This is a genomic window from Desulfovibrio sp. 6_1_46AFAA (genome assembly GCF_000224635.1).
Lineage (GTDB): Bacteria > Desulfobacterota > Desulfovibrionia > Desulfovibrionales > Desulfovibrionaceae > Desulfovibrio > Desulfovibrio fairfieldensis.
On the sequence record NZ_JH114300.1, the window covers coordinates 426,417 to 446,316 of the forward strand.

At 55.4% G+C, this 19,900-nt stretch carries 15 protein-coding genes and 1 other RNA gene; 15 read left to right on the forward strand and 1 reads right to left on the reverse strand.

Features of this window, described 5'->3' with window-relative positions:
• Positions 1-374: 374 nt before the first annotated feature.
• From HMPREF1022_RS01695 to HMPREF1022_RS01710, 4 genes are all read left to right on the forward strand, one after another.
• Positions 375-1,556 (forward strand): MFS transporter, encoded by a 1,182-nt coding sequence (locus HMPREF1022_RS01695; RefSeq protein WP_009301598.1) that lies wholly within the window; start codon positions 375-377, stop codon positions 1,554-1,556.
• A 325-nt stretch (positions 1,557-1,881) separates the two neighbouring features.
• The gene (locus HMPREF1022_RS01700; RefSeq protein ID WP_009301599.1) at positions 1,882-3,348 is read left to right on the forward strand and encodes a 30S ribosomal protein S1; all 1,467 of its coding nucleotides are present in this window, start codon (positions 1,882-1,884) and stop codon (positions 3,346-3,348) included.
• A gap of 14 nt (positions 3,349-3,362) precedes the next feature.
• On the forward strand, positions 3,363-4,793 hold the full coding sequence (locus HMPREF1022_RS01705; RefSeq protein WP_008683995.1) for a DegQ family serine endoprotease: 1,431 nt from the start codon (positions 3,363-3,365) through the stop codon (positions 4,791-4,793).
• Between the two features lie 245 nt (positions 4,794-5,038).
• The gene (locus HMPREF1022_RS01710; protein ID WP_009301600.1) at positions 5,039-6,688 is read left to right on the forward strand and encodes a phosphoglucomutase; all 1,650 of its coding nucleotides are present in this window, start codon (positions 5,039-5,041) and stop codon (positions 6,686-6,688) included.
• A gap of 457 nt (positions 6,689-7,145) precedes the next feature.
• Here the strand turns inward: HMPREF1022_RS01710 and HMPREF1022_RS01720 are convergent, their stop codons facing one another.
• A complete protein-coding gene (locus HMPREF1022_RS01720; RefSeq protein WP_008684003.1) occupies positions 7,146-7,880 on the reverse strand; it encodes a pseudouridine synthase in 735 nt (244 codons plus the stop codon).
• 442 nt (positions 7,881-8,322) lie between these two features.
• Between HMPREF1022_RS01720 and rdgC the strand changes: the two genes are divergently transcribed.
• From rdgC to HMPREF1022_RS17890, 11 genes are all read left to right on the forward strand, one after another.
• Positions 8,323-8,946 (forward strand): recombination-associated protein RdgC, encoded by a 624-nt coding sequence (rdgC, locus tag HMPREF1022_RS01725; protein ID WP_008684004.1) that lies wholly within the window; start codon positions 8,323-8,325, stop codon positions 8,944-8,946.
• Positions 8,947-9,115: 169 nt separating this feature from the next.
• Positions 9,116-9,643 (forward strand): hypothetical protein, encoded by a 528-nt coding sequence (locus HMPREF1022_RS01730; protein WP_009301603.1) that lies wholly within the window; start codon positions 9,116-9,118, stop codon positions 9,641-9,643.
• A gap of 15 nt (positions 9,644-9,658) precedes the next feature.
• Entirely contained in the window at positions 9,659-10,696 is a 1,038-nt protein-coding gene (locus tag HMPREF1022_RS01735; RefSeq protein ID WP_009301604.1) for an ABC transporter permease, read from the forward strand.
• Positions 10,696-11,532: an ABC transporter permease gene (locus HMPREF1022_RS01740; RefSeq protein WP_008684010.1), complete on the forward strand. Its 837-nt coding sequence runs from the start codon at positions 10,696-10,698 to the stop codon at positions 11,530-11,532. Before HMPREF1022_RS01735 ends, HMPREF1022_RS01740 begins: the two co-directional genes overlap by 1 nt.
• Before the next feature lie 109 nt (positions 11,533-11,641).
• Positions 11,642-13,237, forward strand: a complete 1,596-nt coding sequence (locus tag HMPREF1022_RS01745; protein WP_009301605.1) for a DNA repair protein RecN — start codon at positions 11,642-11,644, stop codon at positions 13,235-13,237.
• Between the two features lie 367 nt (positions 13,238-13,604).
• Positions 13,605-14,144, forward strand: a complete 540-nt coding sequence (locus HMPREF1022_RS01750; protein WP_009301606.1) for a hypothetical protein — start codon at positions 13,605-13,607, stop codon at positions 14,142-14,144.
• Positions 14,145-14,193: 49 nt separating this feature from the next.
• Positions 14,194-14,572: a transfer-messenger RNA gene (gene ssrA / locus HMPREF1022_RS16905) on the forward strand.
• A gap of 189 nt (positions 14,573-14,761) precedes the next feature.
• Complete coding sequence (locus tag HMPREF1022_RS01755) at positions 14,762-16,045, forward strand: tyrosine-type recombinase/integrase (RefSeq protein WP_009301607.1); 1,284 nt, start codon at positions 14,762-14,764, stop codon at positions 16,043-16,045.
• A gap of 478 nt (positions 16,046-16,523) precedes the next feature.
• Entirely contained in the window at positions 16,524-16,970 is a 447-nt protein-coding gene (locus HMPREF1022_RS01765; protein ID WP_035060233.1) for a DUF4231 domain-containing protein, read from the forward strand.
• A gap of 9 nt (positions 16,971-16,979) precedes the next feature.
• A complete protein-coding gene (locus HMPREF1022_RS16910) occupies positions 16,980-18,212 on the forward strand; it encodes a toll/interleukin-1 receptor domain-containing protein (protein ID WP_009301608.1) in 1,233 nt (410 codons plus the stop codon).
• Positions 18,203-19,723 (forward strand): hypothetical protein, encoded by a 1,521-nt coding sequence (locus HMPREF1022_RS17890; protein ID WP_009301609.1) that lies wholly within the window; start codon positions 18,203-18,205, stop codon positions 19,721-19,723. Before HMPREF1022_RS16910 ends, HMPREF1022_RS17890 begins: the two co-directional genes overlap by 10 nt.
• Positions 19,724-19,900 lie beyond the last annotated feature (177 nt).

Here is a 19,900-nt window from a genome sequence, read left to right on the forward strand (position 1 = left end):
GTTCAGGGTTTTTTCTATCCTGTTGCCGACCACCGGGAAAAACTCCGCAATCCTCCCGGCGATAAACGCGTATGGTCTGTGGGCCTATCCTCGTGACCGGAGGGCAGGACAACTTCCATGGAAAACACTCGCCCCAGGGGTCTTGCGCCGCTATAACACAAGGCCCCTGGCGTTTCCGCGCCGAACTTCCCTCGCGCTCAGAAAGCCTTTGACAGCCGGGTAAAAGTGGTGTTGTTAGAGCGGATTAACATAAAAAATATCCGCCGGGCGGCCGTGAGAACGGACGCCATATCCGCCCGCGCGTCAGCCGTCGGCGCGGCTTGCCTGAACCGCTTGTGGACAGCGTCCGCACAATTCCCGCACAGGAAGATGCCATGCTTTCCCGCGCCCGCTATATTTTGCTCAATGCCTACCATATCCTGATTGACGGGCTTTTTGACGCGGTTCCCATTCTGCTCGCTTTTATGGTCATTTCCTTTGGCGAAGGTGAAAAAGCGGTGGGTCTGATCGTCTCCGTGGGCACCGCCGCGGGTACGGCAGCCGGTCTGGGCACGTTGCTTCTGGCCCGGAAACTGGGCTTCATGCAGACCATCACCCTGGTGACAGCCGTGTGCGGGGCCGGATTTTTCGCGGCCACCTTCTCCGGCAACATCGTGGTCGCCGGCCTGTGCTTTATCCTGGCCGTGGCGGGCTACAACGTCTTTCATAATATTGCCTTTTCCTACCTTACGCTGCACACCGAAAGACGCCGCCTGGGCAGAGCCATGAGCGATTTCACCGCCATCGGCGATGTGGGCAGAATCCCCCTGGTTTCCCTGGCGGCCTTTGCCGCCGCGTATTCATTCGGGGGCTTTCCGGGCTGGCGGGTCGTCTGCATCACATACGGGGCGGCGGCGCTCGTTGCCGCGCTCTGGCTCTTTTTTTCCTGCCGGGGCGAACGCCCCGAAACAAGGGAGGAAGCCTCCGGAGGCAGAAGCTTTCCCGCGTTCGGTATCTTCAAGGACAGGGAAATATTCCTGGCCATGCTTGCCAGCATTCTGAACGCATTCAGCAACGATCGAATATTCACGTTTCTGCCCTTGCTGCTGATCGGCAAGGGGGTGGACCCTAAAATCATCGGTTCCTTCGCCCTGGGGTTTTCGGTGGGCTCTTTTCTCGGCAAGATGGCCTGCGGCCGCTTTGTGGACAGTTTCGGACCGCGAAAGGTTTTCGTGGCCGCCGAACTGCTGCTGACGGTCCTGCTCTGTGCCCTGATCATGGCGGACCAGCTTGTCCTCATCGTCAGCATCGCCTTGCTGCTCGGCATTGTGACCAAGGGCACCGTTCCGGTCATCCAGGCCATCATCACCGAACCCGTACGGGATGCCGCCTCCTACAGCGACGTGTTCTCCATCAATTCCTTTCTGCGCGGCATAACCAACATGCTGACCCCGCTTCTTTTCGGCTTCCTGGCCTCCGCCTGGAGCATGAATGCCATCTATGCGATCATGGCGGTGGTGGCGGCGGTGGCCGCCGTGCCGGTTCTATTGATGCGCAGGTTCGATTCCGCCCGTTGAGCACCGTCGCTCATGGTGAGGTTGTAAAAAAATATTTCAAGTTTTCCATAAAGAAAAATTTGCCGCAAAACGGGATGTGTGCTTGTGTCGCTGAAAAACCCGGATAGCCTGCTGCGATTTCTTCCGCCCGACTGCTGGTCAAAAATTATGCATGTGTAAAATTTTCATTCAGTTTCTAGAAAAAATTCCGTCCCCTTATGCCCCGGAAACCATATGGCGGGCCGCAATCCGCACGCCGCGCTGCCTGGGGCTTCATTGTCATCCGTAAAAGGATAGGCTATGATTACCAACTTAACAAAATGCCCAGTTTGGAGGAGCAGGAAATATGACTGAGGAAAAAATAGAAAGCCCCGCGCAGGAAGAAGCCACTGAAGATTTCGCCGCCATGCTGGCGGCGCACAGCGCTTCTTCCGGCCGTTTGCAGCCGGGCCAGAAGGTCAGCGGCACCGTCATTGCCATCACCGGCGACAGCGTCTTTGTGGATATGGGCATCAAGGTGGACGGCATCATGGAGCGCAAGGACATTCTGGATGCCGAGGGCAAGGAAAGCGCGGGACCTGGCGACAGCGTGGAAGCCTGGGTCATTGCTGTCTCCCCGCAGGAAATCCGCCTGTCCCGCTCCATGAGCGGCAGCGGGGTGGCCGCGCTGGAAGAGGCCCGCGACGCCGCCCTGCCGGTGGACGGCAGGGTGACCGCCGTTTGTAAGGGCGGTTACACGGTGGAAGTGCTGGGCAAGACGGCTTTCTGTCCCGGCAGCCAGATGGACGCTTCCTCGGGCGACGCCGACTCCCTGGTGGGGCGCGGCATGCAGTTCCTGATCATCCGGGTTGAAAACCGGGGCCGGAACGTCGTGGTTTCGCGGCGTGCGCTGCTGGAACGCGAGCGCCAGGAAAATCTGGACAAACTGCTGGAAACCCTCAAGGAAGGCGACACCGTGGAAGGGCGGATCACCCGCTTGGCTCCCTTCGGCGCGTTCATGGAGCTGGCTCCGGCGGTGGAAGGCATGATCCATCTTTCCGAGCTGTCCTGGTCCCGCGTGGGCGCGGCGGACGAAGCGGTGTCCCCCGGCGACCTTGTCCGGGTCAAGGTGCTCGGCATCAGCAAAAACGACAAGGGCCAGATCCGAATTTCTCTTTCGCGCAAGCAGGCCAAGGGCGATCCCTGGCTGGATGCCCCGGAACGCTTGAGCGCGGGCGCCGTGGTGCAGGGCAAGGTGGTGCGCCTGGCTCCCTTTGGCGCCTTCGTCGAGCTGCTGCCAGGCGTGGAAGGCCTGATTCATGTTTCCGAAATGTCCTGGGCCAAGCGGGTTAACAAGCCCGAGGAAGTGCTCAGCGCGGGCGAGACCGTCTCCGTCAAGATCAAGGACGTCAACACCGAGACGCGGCGCATTGCCTTGAGCCTGCGCGACGCCGAGGGCGACCCCTGGCAGGACGCGGCCCAGCGCTTTGCCGTGGGCTCCACGGTGACCGGCACGGTGGAAAGCCGCACCCAGTATGGCCTGTTTGTGACCCTGGCCCCCGGCATCACCGGTCTGCTGCCCGCAGGCGTGATCAAGAACGCCAAAAACGCCGCTCAGTTCAGCAAGCTGGATAAGGACGACAACGTGACCCTGATTGTTCAAAATCTGGACAGTGCCGCTCGCCGCATCAGCTTGGCCCCGGAAGGCTCCGAAGCCGCCGCGTCCGCCGAGGACAAAGCCTGGAAGCAGCATGCCTCCGCCGGGTCGTCCTCTTCCGGCAACGGAATGGGCATTATGGCACAGGCTTTGCAAAAGGCCATGCAAAAAAAGTAACGAGGAGTGGTTCCATGATTGTAAAAAAATACCTCGCCGCACTGCTTACCGTGGCCTTCCTGGCCTCGGCACAGCTTTCGCAGGCGGCGGATCTGCCCGACTTCAGCGAGCTGGCGGCGAAAAGCGGCCCGGCTGTGGTCAATATAGGCACGGAACGCAAGGCCTCCGGGGGCGGCCCTGAAGATTTCTTCGGTGAAATGTTCCGCAATATGCCCCCCGGCTTTGAAAAGTTTTTTGACCAGTTCGGCGGCAAAGGGCGCGGCGGCAAGCGGCCCCAGCAGAAGCAGAAATCGCTGGGTTCCGGTTTTCTCGTGTCCGCTGACGGCTACATTGTGACCAACAACCATGTGGTGGCCGACGCCGACGTGATCCACGTCACTCTGGATGAAGACAACGGCAAAAGCGAAACCCTCAAGGCCACGCTGATCGGTTCCGATGAGGAAACCGACCTGGCCCTGCTGAAAGTGGACGCCAAAAAGCCCCTGCCGTTCCTGACCTTCGGCGATTCCGACGCGCTCAAGGTGGGTGAATGGCTGCTGGCCATCGGCAATCCCTTCGGCCTGGACCACACTGTGACCGCGGGTATCCTTTCGGCCAAGGGCCGCAATATCCGTTCCGGGCCGTTTGACAACTTCCTCCAGACCGACGCCTCCATCAACCCCGGCAACAGCGGCGGTCCGCTGCTGAATATGGCTGGGCAGGTGGTGGGCATCAACACGGCCATCATCGCCAGCGGCCAAGGTATCGGCTTTGCCATTCCCAGCAATATGGCCGCCAAGATTATCAATCAGATCAAGAGCGGCAAAAAGATCAGCCGCGGCTGGATCGGCGTGAGCATCCAGGACATGGATGAAAACACCGCCAAGGCTCTGGGCATGAAAGAGCCCTCGGGTGCCCTGGTGGGCAGCGTCATGGAAAATGAGCCCGCCGCCAAGGGCGGCGTGCAGGACGGCGACGTGATCATCGCCGTGGACAAGAAGGATGTCGAAGACGCCGCGGCCCTGTTGCGCGCCATTGCCGACAAGGCCCCGGGCAGCACCGCTGTGCTGACCGTGTGGCGCGACGGCAAGAACTTCGACCTCAAGGTGACGCTGGGCGAACGCAAGAGCGGCCAGAACGACGGTCGTCCCGGCATGGGCCAGAAGCAGCAGGACGAAGGCCTTCTGGGCCTCTCGGTGCGCCCCCTCAAGGAGGAGGAACGCCGCGAGATGAAGCTCAGCAAGGATGAAGGGCTGCTGATTGTGGACGTCGATCCCGACAAGCCCGCCGCCGAAGCGGATCTGCGCCCCGGCGACGTGATCCTCAAGGCCAACCTGAAGCCCGTGAACAGCGGGGAAGCCCTTTCCAAGATCGTCAAAGAAGTGGGCGTGAAGCGCGGGGCCATTATGCTGCAGATTGAACGGCGCGGAGATGTGTACTTCCGCACCATCCCCCTCGGCAAGTAAGCGCCCTTCCAATGACAACCAGGGCTGTCTCCCAGTGAGACAGCCCTTTTTTTATGATCGAAAACTCCCCGCTAAGCGGGGAGTTTTCGATCATAAAAATCAAACCGCCCCTTGAAGGGGCGGTGCTGATTATCCATACGTAAAAAAGTGCGGGGAAAGGCAAAGGTCCGTTTGAGCGCTCGCCCAAGGATTGCAGCGCGCTTCGTTCCGGCGTAGAGATAACGTATCTATGCTGGAGGTTCTTTATGGCTGTTGTCCATTGTGACGCGGGGCATTTGCCCGCTCCTGAAAAGCTGGAACGCATCCCCGCGCTGATGAGCGCCTATTACACCGAATTTCCCAATCCCAAGATCCCGGCTCAGCGCGTGTCGTTCGGCACTTCCGGGCATCGCGGCTCATCGGTGCTTCATACCTTCAACGAAGAGCATATTTACGCCATCACTCAGGCCGTCTGCGACTACCGCAAAGCCAAGGGTGTTGACGGCCCGCTTTTTCTGGGCGGGGATACGCATGCCCTGTCCGAGGCTGCCTTCCGCTCGGCCCTGGAAGTGCTGGTGGCCAATGGCGTGAGTGTGCGCATCGCCAGAAACGGCGAGTTTACCGCAACCCCAGCCGTCTCGCACGCCATCTTGCGCTGGAACGCCGGACGGAGCAGCGGTCTGGCCGACGGCATTATTATCACCCCATCTCATAATCCGCCGCGCGACGGCGGCTTCAAATACAATCCTCCGCACGGCGGCCCGGCCGAAACCGAAGTCACGGCCTGGATTGAAAAAAGCGCCAACGCCTATCTGGACAGCGGCAACCGCAACGTCCAGCTCGTGCATTTGCGCGCGGCGCAGAGATCCTCCCTGGTGGAGGAGTACGACTTTACCCGCGCCTATGTGGAAGATCTGCCCAAAGTGTTGGACATGAAGGCCATTGCCGCTTCCGGCCTCAAGCTGGGCGTGGACCCTTTGGGCGGGGCCAGCCTGCCGCTTTGGGAACCCATTGCCGAGACCTATGGCCTGGACCTGACCGTGGTCAACAAGGAGGTGGACCCCACCTTCCGTTTTGTGCCCTGCGACAAAGACGGCTTAATCCGCATGGATTGTTCCTCGCCCTATGCCATGAGTCGCCTGCTGGAGATACGCGACGACTTTGATCTGGCCTTTGCCTGCGATCCGGATTCCGACCGCCACGGCATTGTGACCCGCCAGGAACTGATGAACCCCAATCACTATTTGACTGTGGCGGCTTGGCATCTTTTCCGTACCCGTACGGGCTGGCCAAAGGATTGCGGCATCGGCAAAACCCTGGTGACCAGCGCCATGCTGGACAGAGTGGGGAAGGAGCTGGGGCGGCCCGTAGTGGAAGTGCCCGTGGGCTTCAAGTGGTTTGTGCCCTATCTGCTCAACGGGCGGTGCGGCCTGGGCTGCGAGGAGAGCGCCGGGGCTTCCTTCCTCTGTTTTGACGGCTCCCCCTGGAGCACGGACAAGGACGGCCCCTTGATGTGCCTTCTGGCCGCTGAGATCATGGCCAAGGAACAGGCATCTCCCAGTGAAATCTACCAAAAGCTGACCGAAAAGCTCGGCGCACCGGTCTATCAGCGTCTGGACGCGCCCGCCGACGACCGCACCCGCGCGCTGCTCAAGGCTTTGACGCCGGAGAGCGTGCATCTGAAAACCTTGGGCGGCTCGCCGGTGACCAGTGTGCTGACCCGCGCGCCCGGCAATGACGCGCCCATCGGCGGGGTCAAGGTCTGCAGTGAAGACGGCTGGTTTGCCGTGCGCCCTTCAGGCACGGAAGCCATCTGCAAGGTCTACACCGAAAGCTTCAAGGGCGAAGCCCAGCTCTGCGCTCTGCAAAAGGACGCCATCGACTTTTTGGAACGTCTGCTGAAAAAAGAAGGGTAGGGCATGGTGAAAAACGGAGACAGTCAGGCCTGCCACAGCAACTTTCGTGTCGGCATGTTTCCGCGCGTTTTGTGGGCCGCTGTCTGCGCTTTTTTCTGCATCGTGGGCCTGAATGAAATCCGTGATGCCATTCCCCGATTCGCAATACCAATGGCTGCCAGCGGCCTGCCGTGGTATCATTCGCCTGCGGCTTATGTGAGCTGCATGGCCGGAGAGGTTCTCTGGTATCTTATGGGATGGGACTAAGCCGCCGCGCCAAAGAGGCCGCGCCTTTTCCAGATCCATCTGGTCCTCTCGGCGCTCTGGGCCATTGGCATTGCGCAATGCGTTCGGCAATAAAGCAATTGACGTATTTTATGTACGAACTGCTCTGCAAATCCTTGCCATGAAGCGAGCAGGCGGGCTTGCTCGCCGTAAACGAGCATTTCAAGTGTTAAATTGTCTTGGAGCAGGGCGGTTACACTTGGGACGGCAAGCCGACGCTTTGCCTGAGGTCGGCCACTTCTCCGGTGGTCAATGCCCTGGCCGCGCCCGGCTTAAGATTGCCCAGAGCCAATGGCCCCTGAGCCACGCGGCGCAGACGCAGAATAGTCAGGCCCAGATCCCGGCACATGCGCCGTATCTGGCGGTTGACGCCTTGGTGTAATACCATGCGCAACAGGGTATTGCCGTTCTCAGCCGTTTTCGCTTCCACATCCACCGGCAGCAAGGCTTGGCCTTCGTCGAGGCGCATGCCCCGGCGCATGGCCGCCAGAGCCGTTTCCGGCACAGACCCGCGAATCAGCACCTCATAGGTCTTGGGCTGGTGATGCCGGGGATGAGTAAGCCGTTGGGCCAGTTCGCCGTCATTGGTCAGCAGCAGCAGGCCTTCTGAAAAATAATCCAGACGTCCCACGGGATAGAGCCGCAGATGACGCACCTCGGGCGGCAGATATGCCATGACCGTGGGCCGCCCCTCGGGATCATTCACCGTGCAGACCGTCTGCACGGGTTTGTGCAGCAACAGATAATAATATTCCTGAGCGGCGGCGAGCTCCCGGTCATTGACCGCGATGCAATCACCTGGCAGTACACGCCGGGCCGGATTTTCCTCCAGAGTGCCGTTGATTCGTACCTGACCCGCAAGAATAAGCTCGTCGGCCTTGCGCCGTGAGCACAGACCGGTGGCGGCGATGGCCTTGTTCAGGCGCACGCCGTTTGTCACGTTGTCCCTGGTTGCACTTTCCGGCGGCGCGCTTGCGGCGCGGCGAACATCAGCCCGGTCGGCGGCATGCGTGCGCGGCGCCTGTGACGGGCGTCGTGTGGAGACGGTGTGAGGCCTTGATTTTCCGGACATGAAGGGCTCCTGGCTGGCTTGTGAGGGCATCGTGCTGGAAGAGGGGGACCGCGTCAAGCGCGATTCCCTGATTCGCCGCTTGGGAATCAAAAGTTTACATAATTATCATTATGGGACATTTATCTCAACTTACGTCGACCCAGGGAAGGGCTCGTCTCCACCTCATTTGAAGACGTAGATCGCCCGCACCCGCATCTTCGGGATGAACTGCCGGGATGGTCGGGGCCGGGGCTTGCCGACAAGGCGGCTCTGACGTACAACACAAACCGGTCTTGTGTTCCAATCCCAAGGAGTTTTCATGGGCTTTGCCAACAGCACCTGCAGTTTTACCCGGTTCCGTATTCTGGACCCCGTGTCCTCCGAGCTCTGGCAGCAGATTCCGGATAAGCTCAAGCAATTCGCCTTTCGCGACATTGACGATATCCCTGAAATGCAGGCTCAGGGCTGGGTCAGCTTTGAGGATATGCTGGATTCGGAATGGGCCGCCGCACCGCCTCAGAAAGGAGCTTATATCGTCTTTTCCCTGCGCCTGGACACGCGGCGCATCCCGGCGGGCGTGGTGAAAAAGCATCTGGCCCTGGCCCTGCGTCAGGAAAAAGAGCGTATGCGCGAACAGAACAAGACCTTTATCTCCCGTGAACGCAAAAAGGAACTCAAGGAGCAGGTCATGCTGCGCCTGCGTCAGCGTTTCCTGCCGGTGCCGGGCGAATTCAACGTGCTTTGGGCCACGGACAAAAATGAAGTCTGGTTCGCCTCCACCCAGAACAAGATGATCGACCTCTTCATGGAGGAATTCCTGAAAACCTTTGAGTTGCATCTGGAGCAACTGACGCCGTATAATCTGGCGGCCGCCATGTTGGACGAGGAAAGCCTCATCCGTCTGGACCAGCTTGAAGCAACCCAATTCGCGCTGCTCACCTAGTGTCATGATTGCAAAATTTCGAGCATGATTATGCTCTCAATTTTAGCAGGATCGTCCGCGAAAAAACCTGGTTTTTCGTGGACTCACGGCGGCTTTGCCGCCGTAAAACCCTACGGGTTTTATGTGTCTGATTTTTCAAATTAGACACTAGCAGGGAGAACTCTATAAAATGAATATGCCCATTTCCGGCGAATCCACCGACAGTATTCTGGGGCAGGAATTTCTGACCTGGCTCTGGTACCAGAGCGATACCGCGCCCGGCGCTTTCACGGACAGCGAAGGCTCGCCTTTTGCCGTTTCCATGGAACAGCGCATCGTGGTTCAGGGCGGTGAAGGCGAAGCCAAGGAAACCGCCTCGGTTTCCGGCTCGCTTTCGCCCCTGCGCGAGGCGCGCTTCGGCCTGGGCACGGGCAAGAAGGTCAGCCGGGCCCTGATCCGCCTGGAAAAAGAAGAACTGGCTTTTCAGCTCACCCTCAAGGCCGAGGACTTCGGCCTGGGCAGCCTCAAGACGCCCAAACTGGACAAGGGCGACAGCGATGACGATCCCGACGCCCTGCTGCTGGAAAAATTTTATCTGATGGAGGTCTGCGTCGGCCTGCTGGACTCCCTGTACGCCCGCTTTCTCAAGCTGCGCCTTTCGCCGGAGTGGCAAAAGGAAGTGGCGGATATGCGCCAGTGGCTGACGCGGACGGAGTAAGCCGCCCTTCCCTCTATGAGTCAGTCCCCTTCCCCTGTCCGCGGCCGTCGGGGCCGCATCGCGGCCATTGCCCGGAGAGCCGCCAGAAAAACCCTCTGGATGTTACTGGTGCTCTGGGGCATCACCCTGATCTCCTTCTGGGTCATCCATCTGGCCCCCGGCTCACCGACGGACATGGAAACCACCTTGAACCCCCTGGCGGGCGAAGCGGCACGCCAGCGGCTGGAAGCGCTCTACGGCCTGGATCGTCCCCTCTATATTCAGTACGGGGACTGGCTGCTGCGCCTGCTGCATTTTGATTTCGGCAATTCCATGTCCGCGGACGCGCGGCCCGTGCTGGACAAAATTCTGGAGCGCTTGCCCCTGACCGTGTCCATGAATGTGATTTCCCTGGTGCTGACCCTGATCATCGCCATTCCCGTGGGCATACTCTCGGCCTGCAAGCGTAACTCCTTGCTGGACCGCAGCGTGACCGTGCTGGTCTTTCTGGGTTTCGCCATGCCCTCCTTCTGGCTGGCCCTGCTGTTGATGATGTTCTTCGGCATCGATCTTCAGTGGCTGCCTATTTCCGGCCTGACGTCCATGGATTACGCCAGCCTGAGCCCTTGGGGGAAACTCTGTGATCTGGCCCGGCATCTGGCGCTGCCCATTCTGGTCTACACCATCGGCGGTCTGGCCGGCATGTCGCGCTATATGCGCGCCTGCATGCTGGAAGTGCTGCGCCAGGATTACATCCTCACGGCCAAAGCCAAAGGTTTGCCGCCGAGCCTGATCATCCGGAGACACGCCCTGCGCAATGCCCTGCTGCCGGTCATCACCCTGCTGGGCCTTTCCGTGCCGGGGCTCATCGGCGGCAGCGTGATCATTGAATCCATTTTCGCCCTGCCCGGCCTGGGGCAGCTCTTTTACTCGGCGGTCATGGCCCGCGACTACACTATGATCATGGGCAATCTGGTGCTGGGCGCGGTGCTCACCCTGGCGGGCAATCTGCTGGCCGACGTCTGTTACGGCTTGGCCGACCCGCGAATCCGCGCCTCCGGGGAGCAGAACTGATGCTGCCCGCCGCCGTAAAGCGCTTGCTCGGGCGCAACCTCATGCTTACCCTGGGCCTGGGCATTGTGCTGTTCATGTCTCTGGCGGCGCTCTGCGCCCCGCTGATCGCGCCCTATCCGCCCACGGCTCAGCATCTGGACAACATTCTGGAACCGCCCTCCTCCCGTTTCTGGCTGGGCACCGACCGTCTGGGGCGGGATGTCTTTTCCCGCCTGCTCTACGGAGGGCGCGTGTCCCTCTGGGTGGGCTTCGTGGCCGTGGGCATCTCCATCAGCATCGGTACGGTGCTGGGCCTGATCAGCGGTTATTTCCGGCGCTGGGTGGATGAAGCCATTATGCGCCTGGTGGACATCATGCTCTGCTTCCCCTCCTTTTTCCTGATCCTGGCGGTCATTGCCTTTCTGGAGCCCGACCTTACCAATATCATGGTTGTCATAGGCCTGACCTCCTGGATGGGCGTAACCCGTCTGGTGCGCGCCGAGGCCCTCAGCCTGCGCGAACGCGAATTCGTGGCCGCCGCACGCTTGGCGGGGAGCCCCACCCGGCGGATTTTATTCCGCCATATTCTGCCCAATGCCCTCGCGCCGGTGCTGATCACCGCCACTCTCGGCGTGGCCGGAGCCATTCTGGTGGAGTCGAGCCTGAGTTTTCTGGGACTGGGCGTACAGCCACCCACGGCCAGCTGGGGCAATATGCTCATGGAAGGCAAAACCGTCATCGAAAACGCACCCTGGCTCTCGGTTTATCCGGGCCTGGCTATTCTGATCACTGTACTCGGTTATAATCTTCTGGGTGAAAGCCTGCGCGATCTGCTGGACCCGCGTCTCAAGCAATAGCCCTTTTGCCTTGGGCAACCTGTTTTGTTAGTATGAATGCGGCGGCATAGGCCTGTGCGGCCTGAAAAGCGGCACATATTTAATCTATCGCTTGAAGTTGTAAACAACCATGCTGGAATATCTGCGCATCCGTAATCTGGCCCTGATCGAAGATATGGAGCTGGACTTTTCGCCGGGCATGAATGTGCTTACCGGCGAAACCGGCGCGGGTAAAAGTTTTATCCTCAAGGCTCTGGGCTTTCTGCTGGGCGACAGGCTGAGCGCCGAAATGGTGCGCCCCGGCGCGCAACGGGCCCAGGTGGAGGCGCTGTTCACCCTTGGCGATCAGGATCTGGTGTTGCGGCGCGAACTGCTGGCCGAGAGCGGCCGCAGCCGCTTATACATCAACGACGCCCTGAGTTCACAGGAAAGCCTGCGTGATCTGCGCGCGCGTCTGGTGACGCACACCAGCCAGCACGGCCAGCAGCAACTTTTGCAGCCCGCCTTTCAGGCCAAACTGATGGAGAGCGCCTTTCCCCGGCCCGAGCTGCTGGAAGAGCGCGACGCCCTGCTCGGCCAACTACAGGAAGTTTCAGCCCGGCGTAAGGCCCTGTCGGCAAAGCAGGCCAGCCTGGCCGACAGGCGCGACCTGCTGGAAATGCAGCAGCAGGAGATAGATAAAGTATCGCCTGAAGAAGGCGAGGAAGAGCATCTGGAAGAATTGCGCGCCCAGGTCCGCTCGCAGGAGCATCTGCGGGAGAATTATGAGAACGCCCTGACGCTGCTGCACGGCGAGGACGGGCCGGGCCTGCTTGATATGCTTGGGCGCTTTGAACGCCTCATCCATACTATGAGCCGGGACGACGCGGTTCTGGCCCCGGAGGCCGAGGCTGTTGCCGCTCTGCGTCAGCAACTGGTGCACCTGGGCAATCATTTGCGCCGCCCTCCCCTGCCCGATGAGGAAATGGACATGGACAAGGTGGAGGAACGCCTCTTTGCTTTGGCCCAGCTTAAACGCAAGCTGCGGCGCAGCCTGCCGGAAATCCTTGCCCTGCGCGGAGAAATCGAAGAGAACCTCTCTTTTCTGGACGTCTGTGCGCTGGACCTCTCGCGCCTTGCCAAAGAAGAAGCCGCGCTGGCGGAAAAACTGGCGGCCGTGGTGGAGCGTATCCAGCCTGTACGCCGGGAAGCCGCAAGCTCTTTTGCCCATAGCCTGGAAGACCAGTTACGCGATCTGGGCTTCTCCGAACAGGTGCGGGTGATTCCCGATTTTGTGCCGCAGGAACTCTGGCAGGGCGTTGCGGACGAACGGGTACGCATTCTCTGGGCCCCCAATCCGGGCCAGCCTCCACAGCCCTTGGACCGCATCGCTTCGGGCGGCGAACTGTCACGCTTTTTGCTGGCCCTCACCAGCGTGCGCCGGGACGCGGAAAGCGCCACATATATCTTTGATGAGGTGGACGCCGGTGTGGGCGGCCTGACCTTGAACAAGCTGGCGGAAAAGCTCAATGCCCTGGCCGAACAGCGCCAGATGTTGCTGATCACCCACTGGCCCCAACTGGCCGCGCGGGCGCGCAAACATTTTCAGATCAGTAAAGTGGTCCGCGAGGATGCCACCTTTACGCTTTGCTCGCCGCTTGACGGCCCGGCCCGGCATGAGGAATTGGCCCGGATGGCGGGCGGCGGCCCTCAGGGGGAAGCCCTGGCGCGCAGTTTGGAAGCCTGATTCCGCTGTTCCACTGCTTTTCTCTTTCGCTCCCTTCCTCCCACGCAGCCACTGGCAAATTTTGCCGCACTGCCGGTCTTCCGTCGCTCTCGGACTGAAATCTCCTGTGGAAAAGTCGTCAAAAACGCGCCGTCGGAACCGGGAACGCATACGGCATAGCACTGCTTTTCCCATAGGCTGGGCCGCCTCTCTTAAATTTCTCTAGACTTTTAAGGGCGATGGAAAGCTCAAGCCGTGCTGGCACCTATTTTGCTTAAGTGCGGGGTAAGCACACGCAAGGGAAAAAATAGCCGTGGATGTTCGTGCAAACAGCCGGGGACATCCAAGAGCATTGTATGCCGGAGAAATCACTCCACTGGAGGAGTTCGTGAATACCGACAGTCAGAACCACCTCACCAGCATGGTCCATATGCAGTCCGGCGTTTCCGCCTCGGTTGCGGCGGCTGTGGAGTCCGATTCCGGAAATGTTGCGCCGCTGTCGCTGGGGGGCAGAGCATCCCACGCCCTGCAAAGCCTGAGCCGGGATGGCCGTGAACTTTCGCAAGCCCTGGAGGCGCATTTGGACAGCCTGCAGGAATCATTCATGGCCCTGTTGCACGGGCAACTGGACGCCGGGAAGGTGGAGCTGGAAGAACGCCTGCATCTTTACCTCTCGCCGGAGGGCCGCCTGGTGGTTGAAGGCAGCGACAACGATGCGGAAAAAGTCTGTGAACTCATTTCCCGCAAGCCCGCCTTGCAACGCCGCTTTCAGGAACTGGCCCGGCTGGCCCTGCTCTCGCATGGCGTGGAAGTGGCCTGTCAGGCCCACACCGCCTTGCGGGAACCGGAACAGGAGGCCGACAACCCCTTGTTCAGCCGCTATCATATGTGTCTCAAGGGCCCGCTTTCGCATTTTTATGTCCGCTGAGCTTGCCAAGCGAGCGCAAGCGGCTTATTCTATTTACCTACCCGAATATGGGGGCGCACTGGTTTCGACGTGGATGTAGAAGCCGGAGCGGCAGGCCGAGGCGCCGCTGGCCTCGTAAAAAAGCGGCAACACAGTAATTGCCAACAACGATTACGACTACGCTTACGCTGCCTAGTCAGCGAGGCAACTGACCGCATAGCCGGTCGCGCTACTCGGGACCACGCCTGATAATCCCGAGCGGCGACATTTATCAGGCTGGCGGAAACCGGCGCTCGCCGGGGTTTTCCGTGAGACTGTCACCGGCGGGCTTGCCGCGTTGCGCCTGGTCAGGGGCCACCAGCGCGGCGAGATTTAATCCTGGCCTAAGCCTGTAGATGCTTCGCGTGGAGTATTCGCGGACGGGGGTTCGATTCCCCCCGCCTCCACCATCAGCCTATCCGACAACAGACGGATGAGTCCCGAAAGTCAAGCTATTAGCGGACTTTCGGGATTTCTCATTCCAGCCAAGACCGACCATATACGAGGAAGTCCGCAAACTTTTGGTACCTTTTTCCCGAAGATGGTGCCATAAAGGAGAAGATGGTACCAAGTTGGTACCATCTCGCGGAGGATCAAAAATGGCTACAAAATCCAACTCCTTAGAGCTTGTCATTCGGAACGCCAAAGGCGTTAAGGGCGAAACAAACGTCATCAGTTGCGGGGCGGGCCTCGAACTATGGGTTACCATTAACCAGTCCGGGCAGACGGCAAAAAAATGGAATCTCCGCTACACCGACGCGGCGGGCAAACGCCAGAAAGCCCGCATAGGTTCCTACCCCGAACTGAGCTTGGCAAAGGCCCGCGCTGGGGCGGAAGACTTGAAGGCAAATGCCAAATCCGGCGTAAATGTTGCTAAGGCCAAAGCCAGGGAAAAGCTGCCCCAGGTTCAGTCCACGCGCACATTTGAAGCGGTTGCCACGGCTTGGCTCCAGAAAAAAATGCCTGAGTGGGACGATGCCCACGCCAAGCGCCAGAAAGAGCGGCTTGTGGGCAACATCTTTCCCGCCTTCGGCGATGTTGCCATCAATGATCTTACTATGGAGCATATCGACAACGCCCTGGCCGTGGTGATTGCGCGTGGGGCGCGGGAAACGGCGCAACGTATCTGCTCCATCGTGATCAATGTCTTTGAGTATGCCGACCTCATGGGCTTTGTGGAAAATCCCGTCATCATCAACCGATTGACACGGTACCGGAAAGAGATGCCCAAGCCGGTCACCAAGCGCCATCTGTACAAGGAAATGTCGGAAGCCGAGATAGGCGCGCTTCTGCGGGCGCTGGAAGAAAGCAAAGGCCGCTGGACCTTGCAGACAAGCGTTGCCCTTCGGCTTGCTCCCTATGTGCTGTTGCGGCCTATCGAAATCTGCGAGGCCGAATGGGCGGAAATCGACATGAACGCCGCCGAGTGGTGCATTCCGGCTGCCCGCATGAAAATGGCGCGTGACCATATTGTGCCGCTTTCCCGGCAGGCCCGTGAACTGCTCCTCGAGATCAGGCCCTTTACCGGTGCGAACAAGTACGTCTTCCCCTCGCCGCGAAAGCATGACGCGCCCATATCCACGGCATCCATGCTGCAAGCCATCCGGCGCATCGGCTACGCTTCCACCAAAGAAGAAGGCAACAGCTTTTGCACCCACGGCTTCCGGGGCATGGCCTCGACAACGCTTAACCAGCACCCCGCCTTTCAGCACCTCAAAGAGGACTGGATAGAGTTCCAGCTTGCCACGTCCAAAAGGATAGAATCAGAGGCGTATAATATTCTCACTCCCCGCTCGTATATTGAGGAACGACGGGTGATGGTGCAGAGCTACGCGGATTATCTGGACGATCTCCGGGAAAGGGTCAAAGCGGGCGAGCTGTAGAGGCACGGCGGGGCATCACGGTCCGTGTAGCCCTGCCCCGCATGAGGATAAAACAACCCCGCCAGAACCGTATGCCGGTTTTGGCGGCGTTTGTGCATATAGTGAATGCAAATCACAGAAGGGGGAAATTTCCGGCCTGCCCAGATACGCACGGGCGAAAATAGGGGCTGTCATATTTCAGAAAAATAAATTTCATCAAGCCCTCCAAAGTGTTAGCGTTTTATAAAGGTTAACTTTGATTAAACCAATGAAACCCGTAGCATATTGTGGAGTATTATTGTTTACGCTACACTATGTCATAAGTATGAAGCGATACTTCTTTTGGGTTATCCCCTGAGGAACACCATGCTCAAAGTTGAGAAAACAGACCTTCGCCGCATTCCCGGCGTTGGCAAAAATATGGAAGAACACCTTGTACGCCTTGGCTACACATTTGCCCTGCATGCTATAATATACTAAATTCAAAACAGGAAAGTATATGGAAATCAACGAAACTTCTCCAGAATCGATACTATTAGCTGATATTGATAGCCAAGTTGCGTGGTACGGGAAAAAAGCAAGATTTTATAAAAAGACTGATCTTATTGTCAAAATACTCTTGTTGATTTTTACAACAGCAATACCATTCCTAATAGTTTGTAACTTTGACAATACAAAATATGTTATCGCTTTGATTTCAATGCTGATAGCCATACTAGAAGGTTTTAGAAACATATATAAAAGTAATGAAAAATGGATTCTTTATCGTAGCATCCTAGAAAAAATGAAAAAAGAAAGATTAATGTACCTTACAGAAACGAGCATTTACCGTGACAAACAAAACAAAGTTAATCTACTTGCTAAAAGATATATCGAAATAACTTCATATGAAAATGAACAATGGGAAACTCAAGTAAATATTCCAGACAAAATCCAAGGAGAATAGTAATCCTTCATGAACAAAGAAAAGATTTTTATAAGCTATGCCACCGAAGACAAGAACTTTGCGTATTGGCTGGATCTCAAGCTTAGGACTCTAGGCTACAGCACGTGGATTGACAAAGATAAACTCTTGGGCGGTGAATCATTTGTTGAAGATATTGACAAGGCAATCAAAAATGATTCTAAATGTCTAGTAGCGATAATATCAAAATCTTCAATTAATAAATCTGCGCCTAGAAGAGAACGGACTTTAGCTGCAAGTATAGGAAAAGAATTAGATGATACATTTTTGATACCTGTCATGCTCGATTTTTTTAAAACTTCTGAATTAAGTTGGGATTTAAGTGACCTGTCACATATATCATTCACCAGTGGGTGGGCAGACGGCCTTGCAAAACTTTTAAGAAAACTTGAATCAATTAATGTTCCAAAATCTGCTCTCCAATTAATGCCTTTGGCTTATGAAGTAGATTCTAGATATCCTACAAATTATAGCTTTGAGTATGCTTGGACGAATATGTTCAAATTTGTAAATATTCCCAATTCCCTTTGGCGTATCGAAACATCAACTCCTTTTATTCCCGAAAAATTTCCTAAGAAATATCCCTTTGTGAAGATTAGTGATACTGAGTTTTGGGCTTTTGATGATGAGATTCCAAAATCTTTACTCAACATTGTTAATAAACGTGGCGTTTATATTCCAAATTCTGATTCATCATCAGATTTTAATAAAATTAGGAAAAGCTTGATAAGAGAATCGATTGCTATACATGCTCAATCATTAGGCATGCTTAGAAAAAGTGACACTAAAAATGAATTTTATTTTCCATATGGATCAACTGAAAAAAATATACTATATTTTACACTAAATGATGCAACACACTGGATAAAACATTCTGGAATCCGAAGATTCTCTTACACTGAACAATTTCAGTATCATTTATCATTTTCATATTCATTAATTGGAGACAGTGGAGATCTTTACTTACGTATTTCTCCAAATTTTGTCCTAACCGATATGAATGACAATCCGCTTGACCCAGCTAGAATTTTAAGTAGGAGAAAAAAACTTTGCAAGATGATGTTCAATGACGCTTGGCTTAAAAGGCTTATGGCTATCACTTCATTTTTGTTTGTGGGCAATAATAATAAAGAATGTCAGCTATATGCCTCTAGGAACAAATCACTAACAATCGAAGCTAGCCCTTTAAAGCTAGAAGTGCTGGATAATGAAATATGTATTTAAAACTCCTCCGCGAACCTCCTCTTGAGTTCCGATATGGTCAAAAACTGGCTTCACCACACGATGGCCTGGTTTATTTTGGCCCCTTTGATGCCGACCACAGTGCCCATCCGACTAGTGTTGCATACGGATTAATCTCTACGCCCTCGGGGCAGCGCATTTTTTCAAATTTTGTTACTCGTATTCAAACCCCAGTCTATGTTGATGAAGGAAAGGACGAAAGAATTTGGCCGTTTTTTCCAGGCTTTGAAGCTGCTTTCAATTGCAAACTTCCGGTAAATCCTACTTTTACTCACACATTAGATGATGAGCATGTTGATAAAATTTCAAATCGTTATGATCAACATGATAGAGTAGGAAGCATTGTTGATTTATATTTGGATGGTATTAAAAGAATTTCTGCTAGAGATGAAGAACCAAAAATAATTATCTGTATCGTTCCGGAAATAATTTTTAAAAACTGTAGAACACAGTCCCGCATCCAAGATGGAATTGGCCCTAAATTATCAAGTAAAGAAATCAAAACGAGAAAGTCTGGGCAACTTAGCCTTCTTGAAGAGTACAATACAGAATACTATAATTTCTCAGTTGATTTTCGCAGACAGCTAAAAGCTAGAGCCATGGAATACAAAATTCCAATACAGATTATCCGTGAACGCACACTTACTCTCGATACAACACAAAGTGATATTATTGAACAAGAGAGTGAATTCGATACTACAGGGCTCACATTTTTGTCTGATAGAGCATGGAATTTAAGCGTTGGAATGTATTACAAATCCGGTGGAAAACCATGGAAGCTTTCCACCGCAAGAGAAGGCGTGTGCTATGTTGGCATTGCCTATCATTTAACAGGAAAAGCAAATTCATCTACAGCGTGTTGTGCAGCTCAAATGTTTCTTGAAGATGGAGATGGAATTGTTTTCAAAGGCGATTTTGGCCCATGGTATTCTCAAGAAAAAAAAGAGTTCCATTTAAGCTATGAAGCCGCAAAATCTTTACTTTCTGGAGCCATATCTTCATATAATTTATTTTCGTCAAATCCGCTAAAAGAAATTTTCCTGCATTGTCATTCAAGCATCGATGAACATGAGTTTGAAGGGTTCAAAGACGCATGTCCGAGTGGTGTAAATATTTACGGGATACGCGTTAGAAGAACTTTTAAAAATGGTATACGTCTATACAGTCCAGGCCAATTACCTGTACCCAGAGGAACTTTATTGGTTAAAAGTTCTAAAAAGTGTTTTCTATGGGCCTCTGGATATAAAGAGCGCTTAGGCACTTATGACGGATGGGAAGTCCCAGTTCCTTTAGAAATAGACCTCCAGCATGGCGAGTGCGATATTGAGCAAATTGGAAAAGATATTTTTGGCCTAACAAAATTAAACTATAATGCATGCAGACTTGGGGATTCTGAGCCAGTGACGGTTTTGTTTTCTAAAAATGTTGGTGAAATTCTTGTTTCCAATCCAACCGTCAAGAGGCCAGACCCTAGATTTAAATTTTACATTTGAAATGTGTTATAGGGGTAATTTTAGAGGTAACTGGTATTTCTATCTCAATATATCCATATAAATATCAGAATATTATCTATACAAATCGATAGCCGCCACCCCATCCGCCTATCCGACAACAGACGGATGAGTCCCGAAAGTCAAGCTATTTGGGGACTCTCGGGATTTCTCATTCCA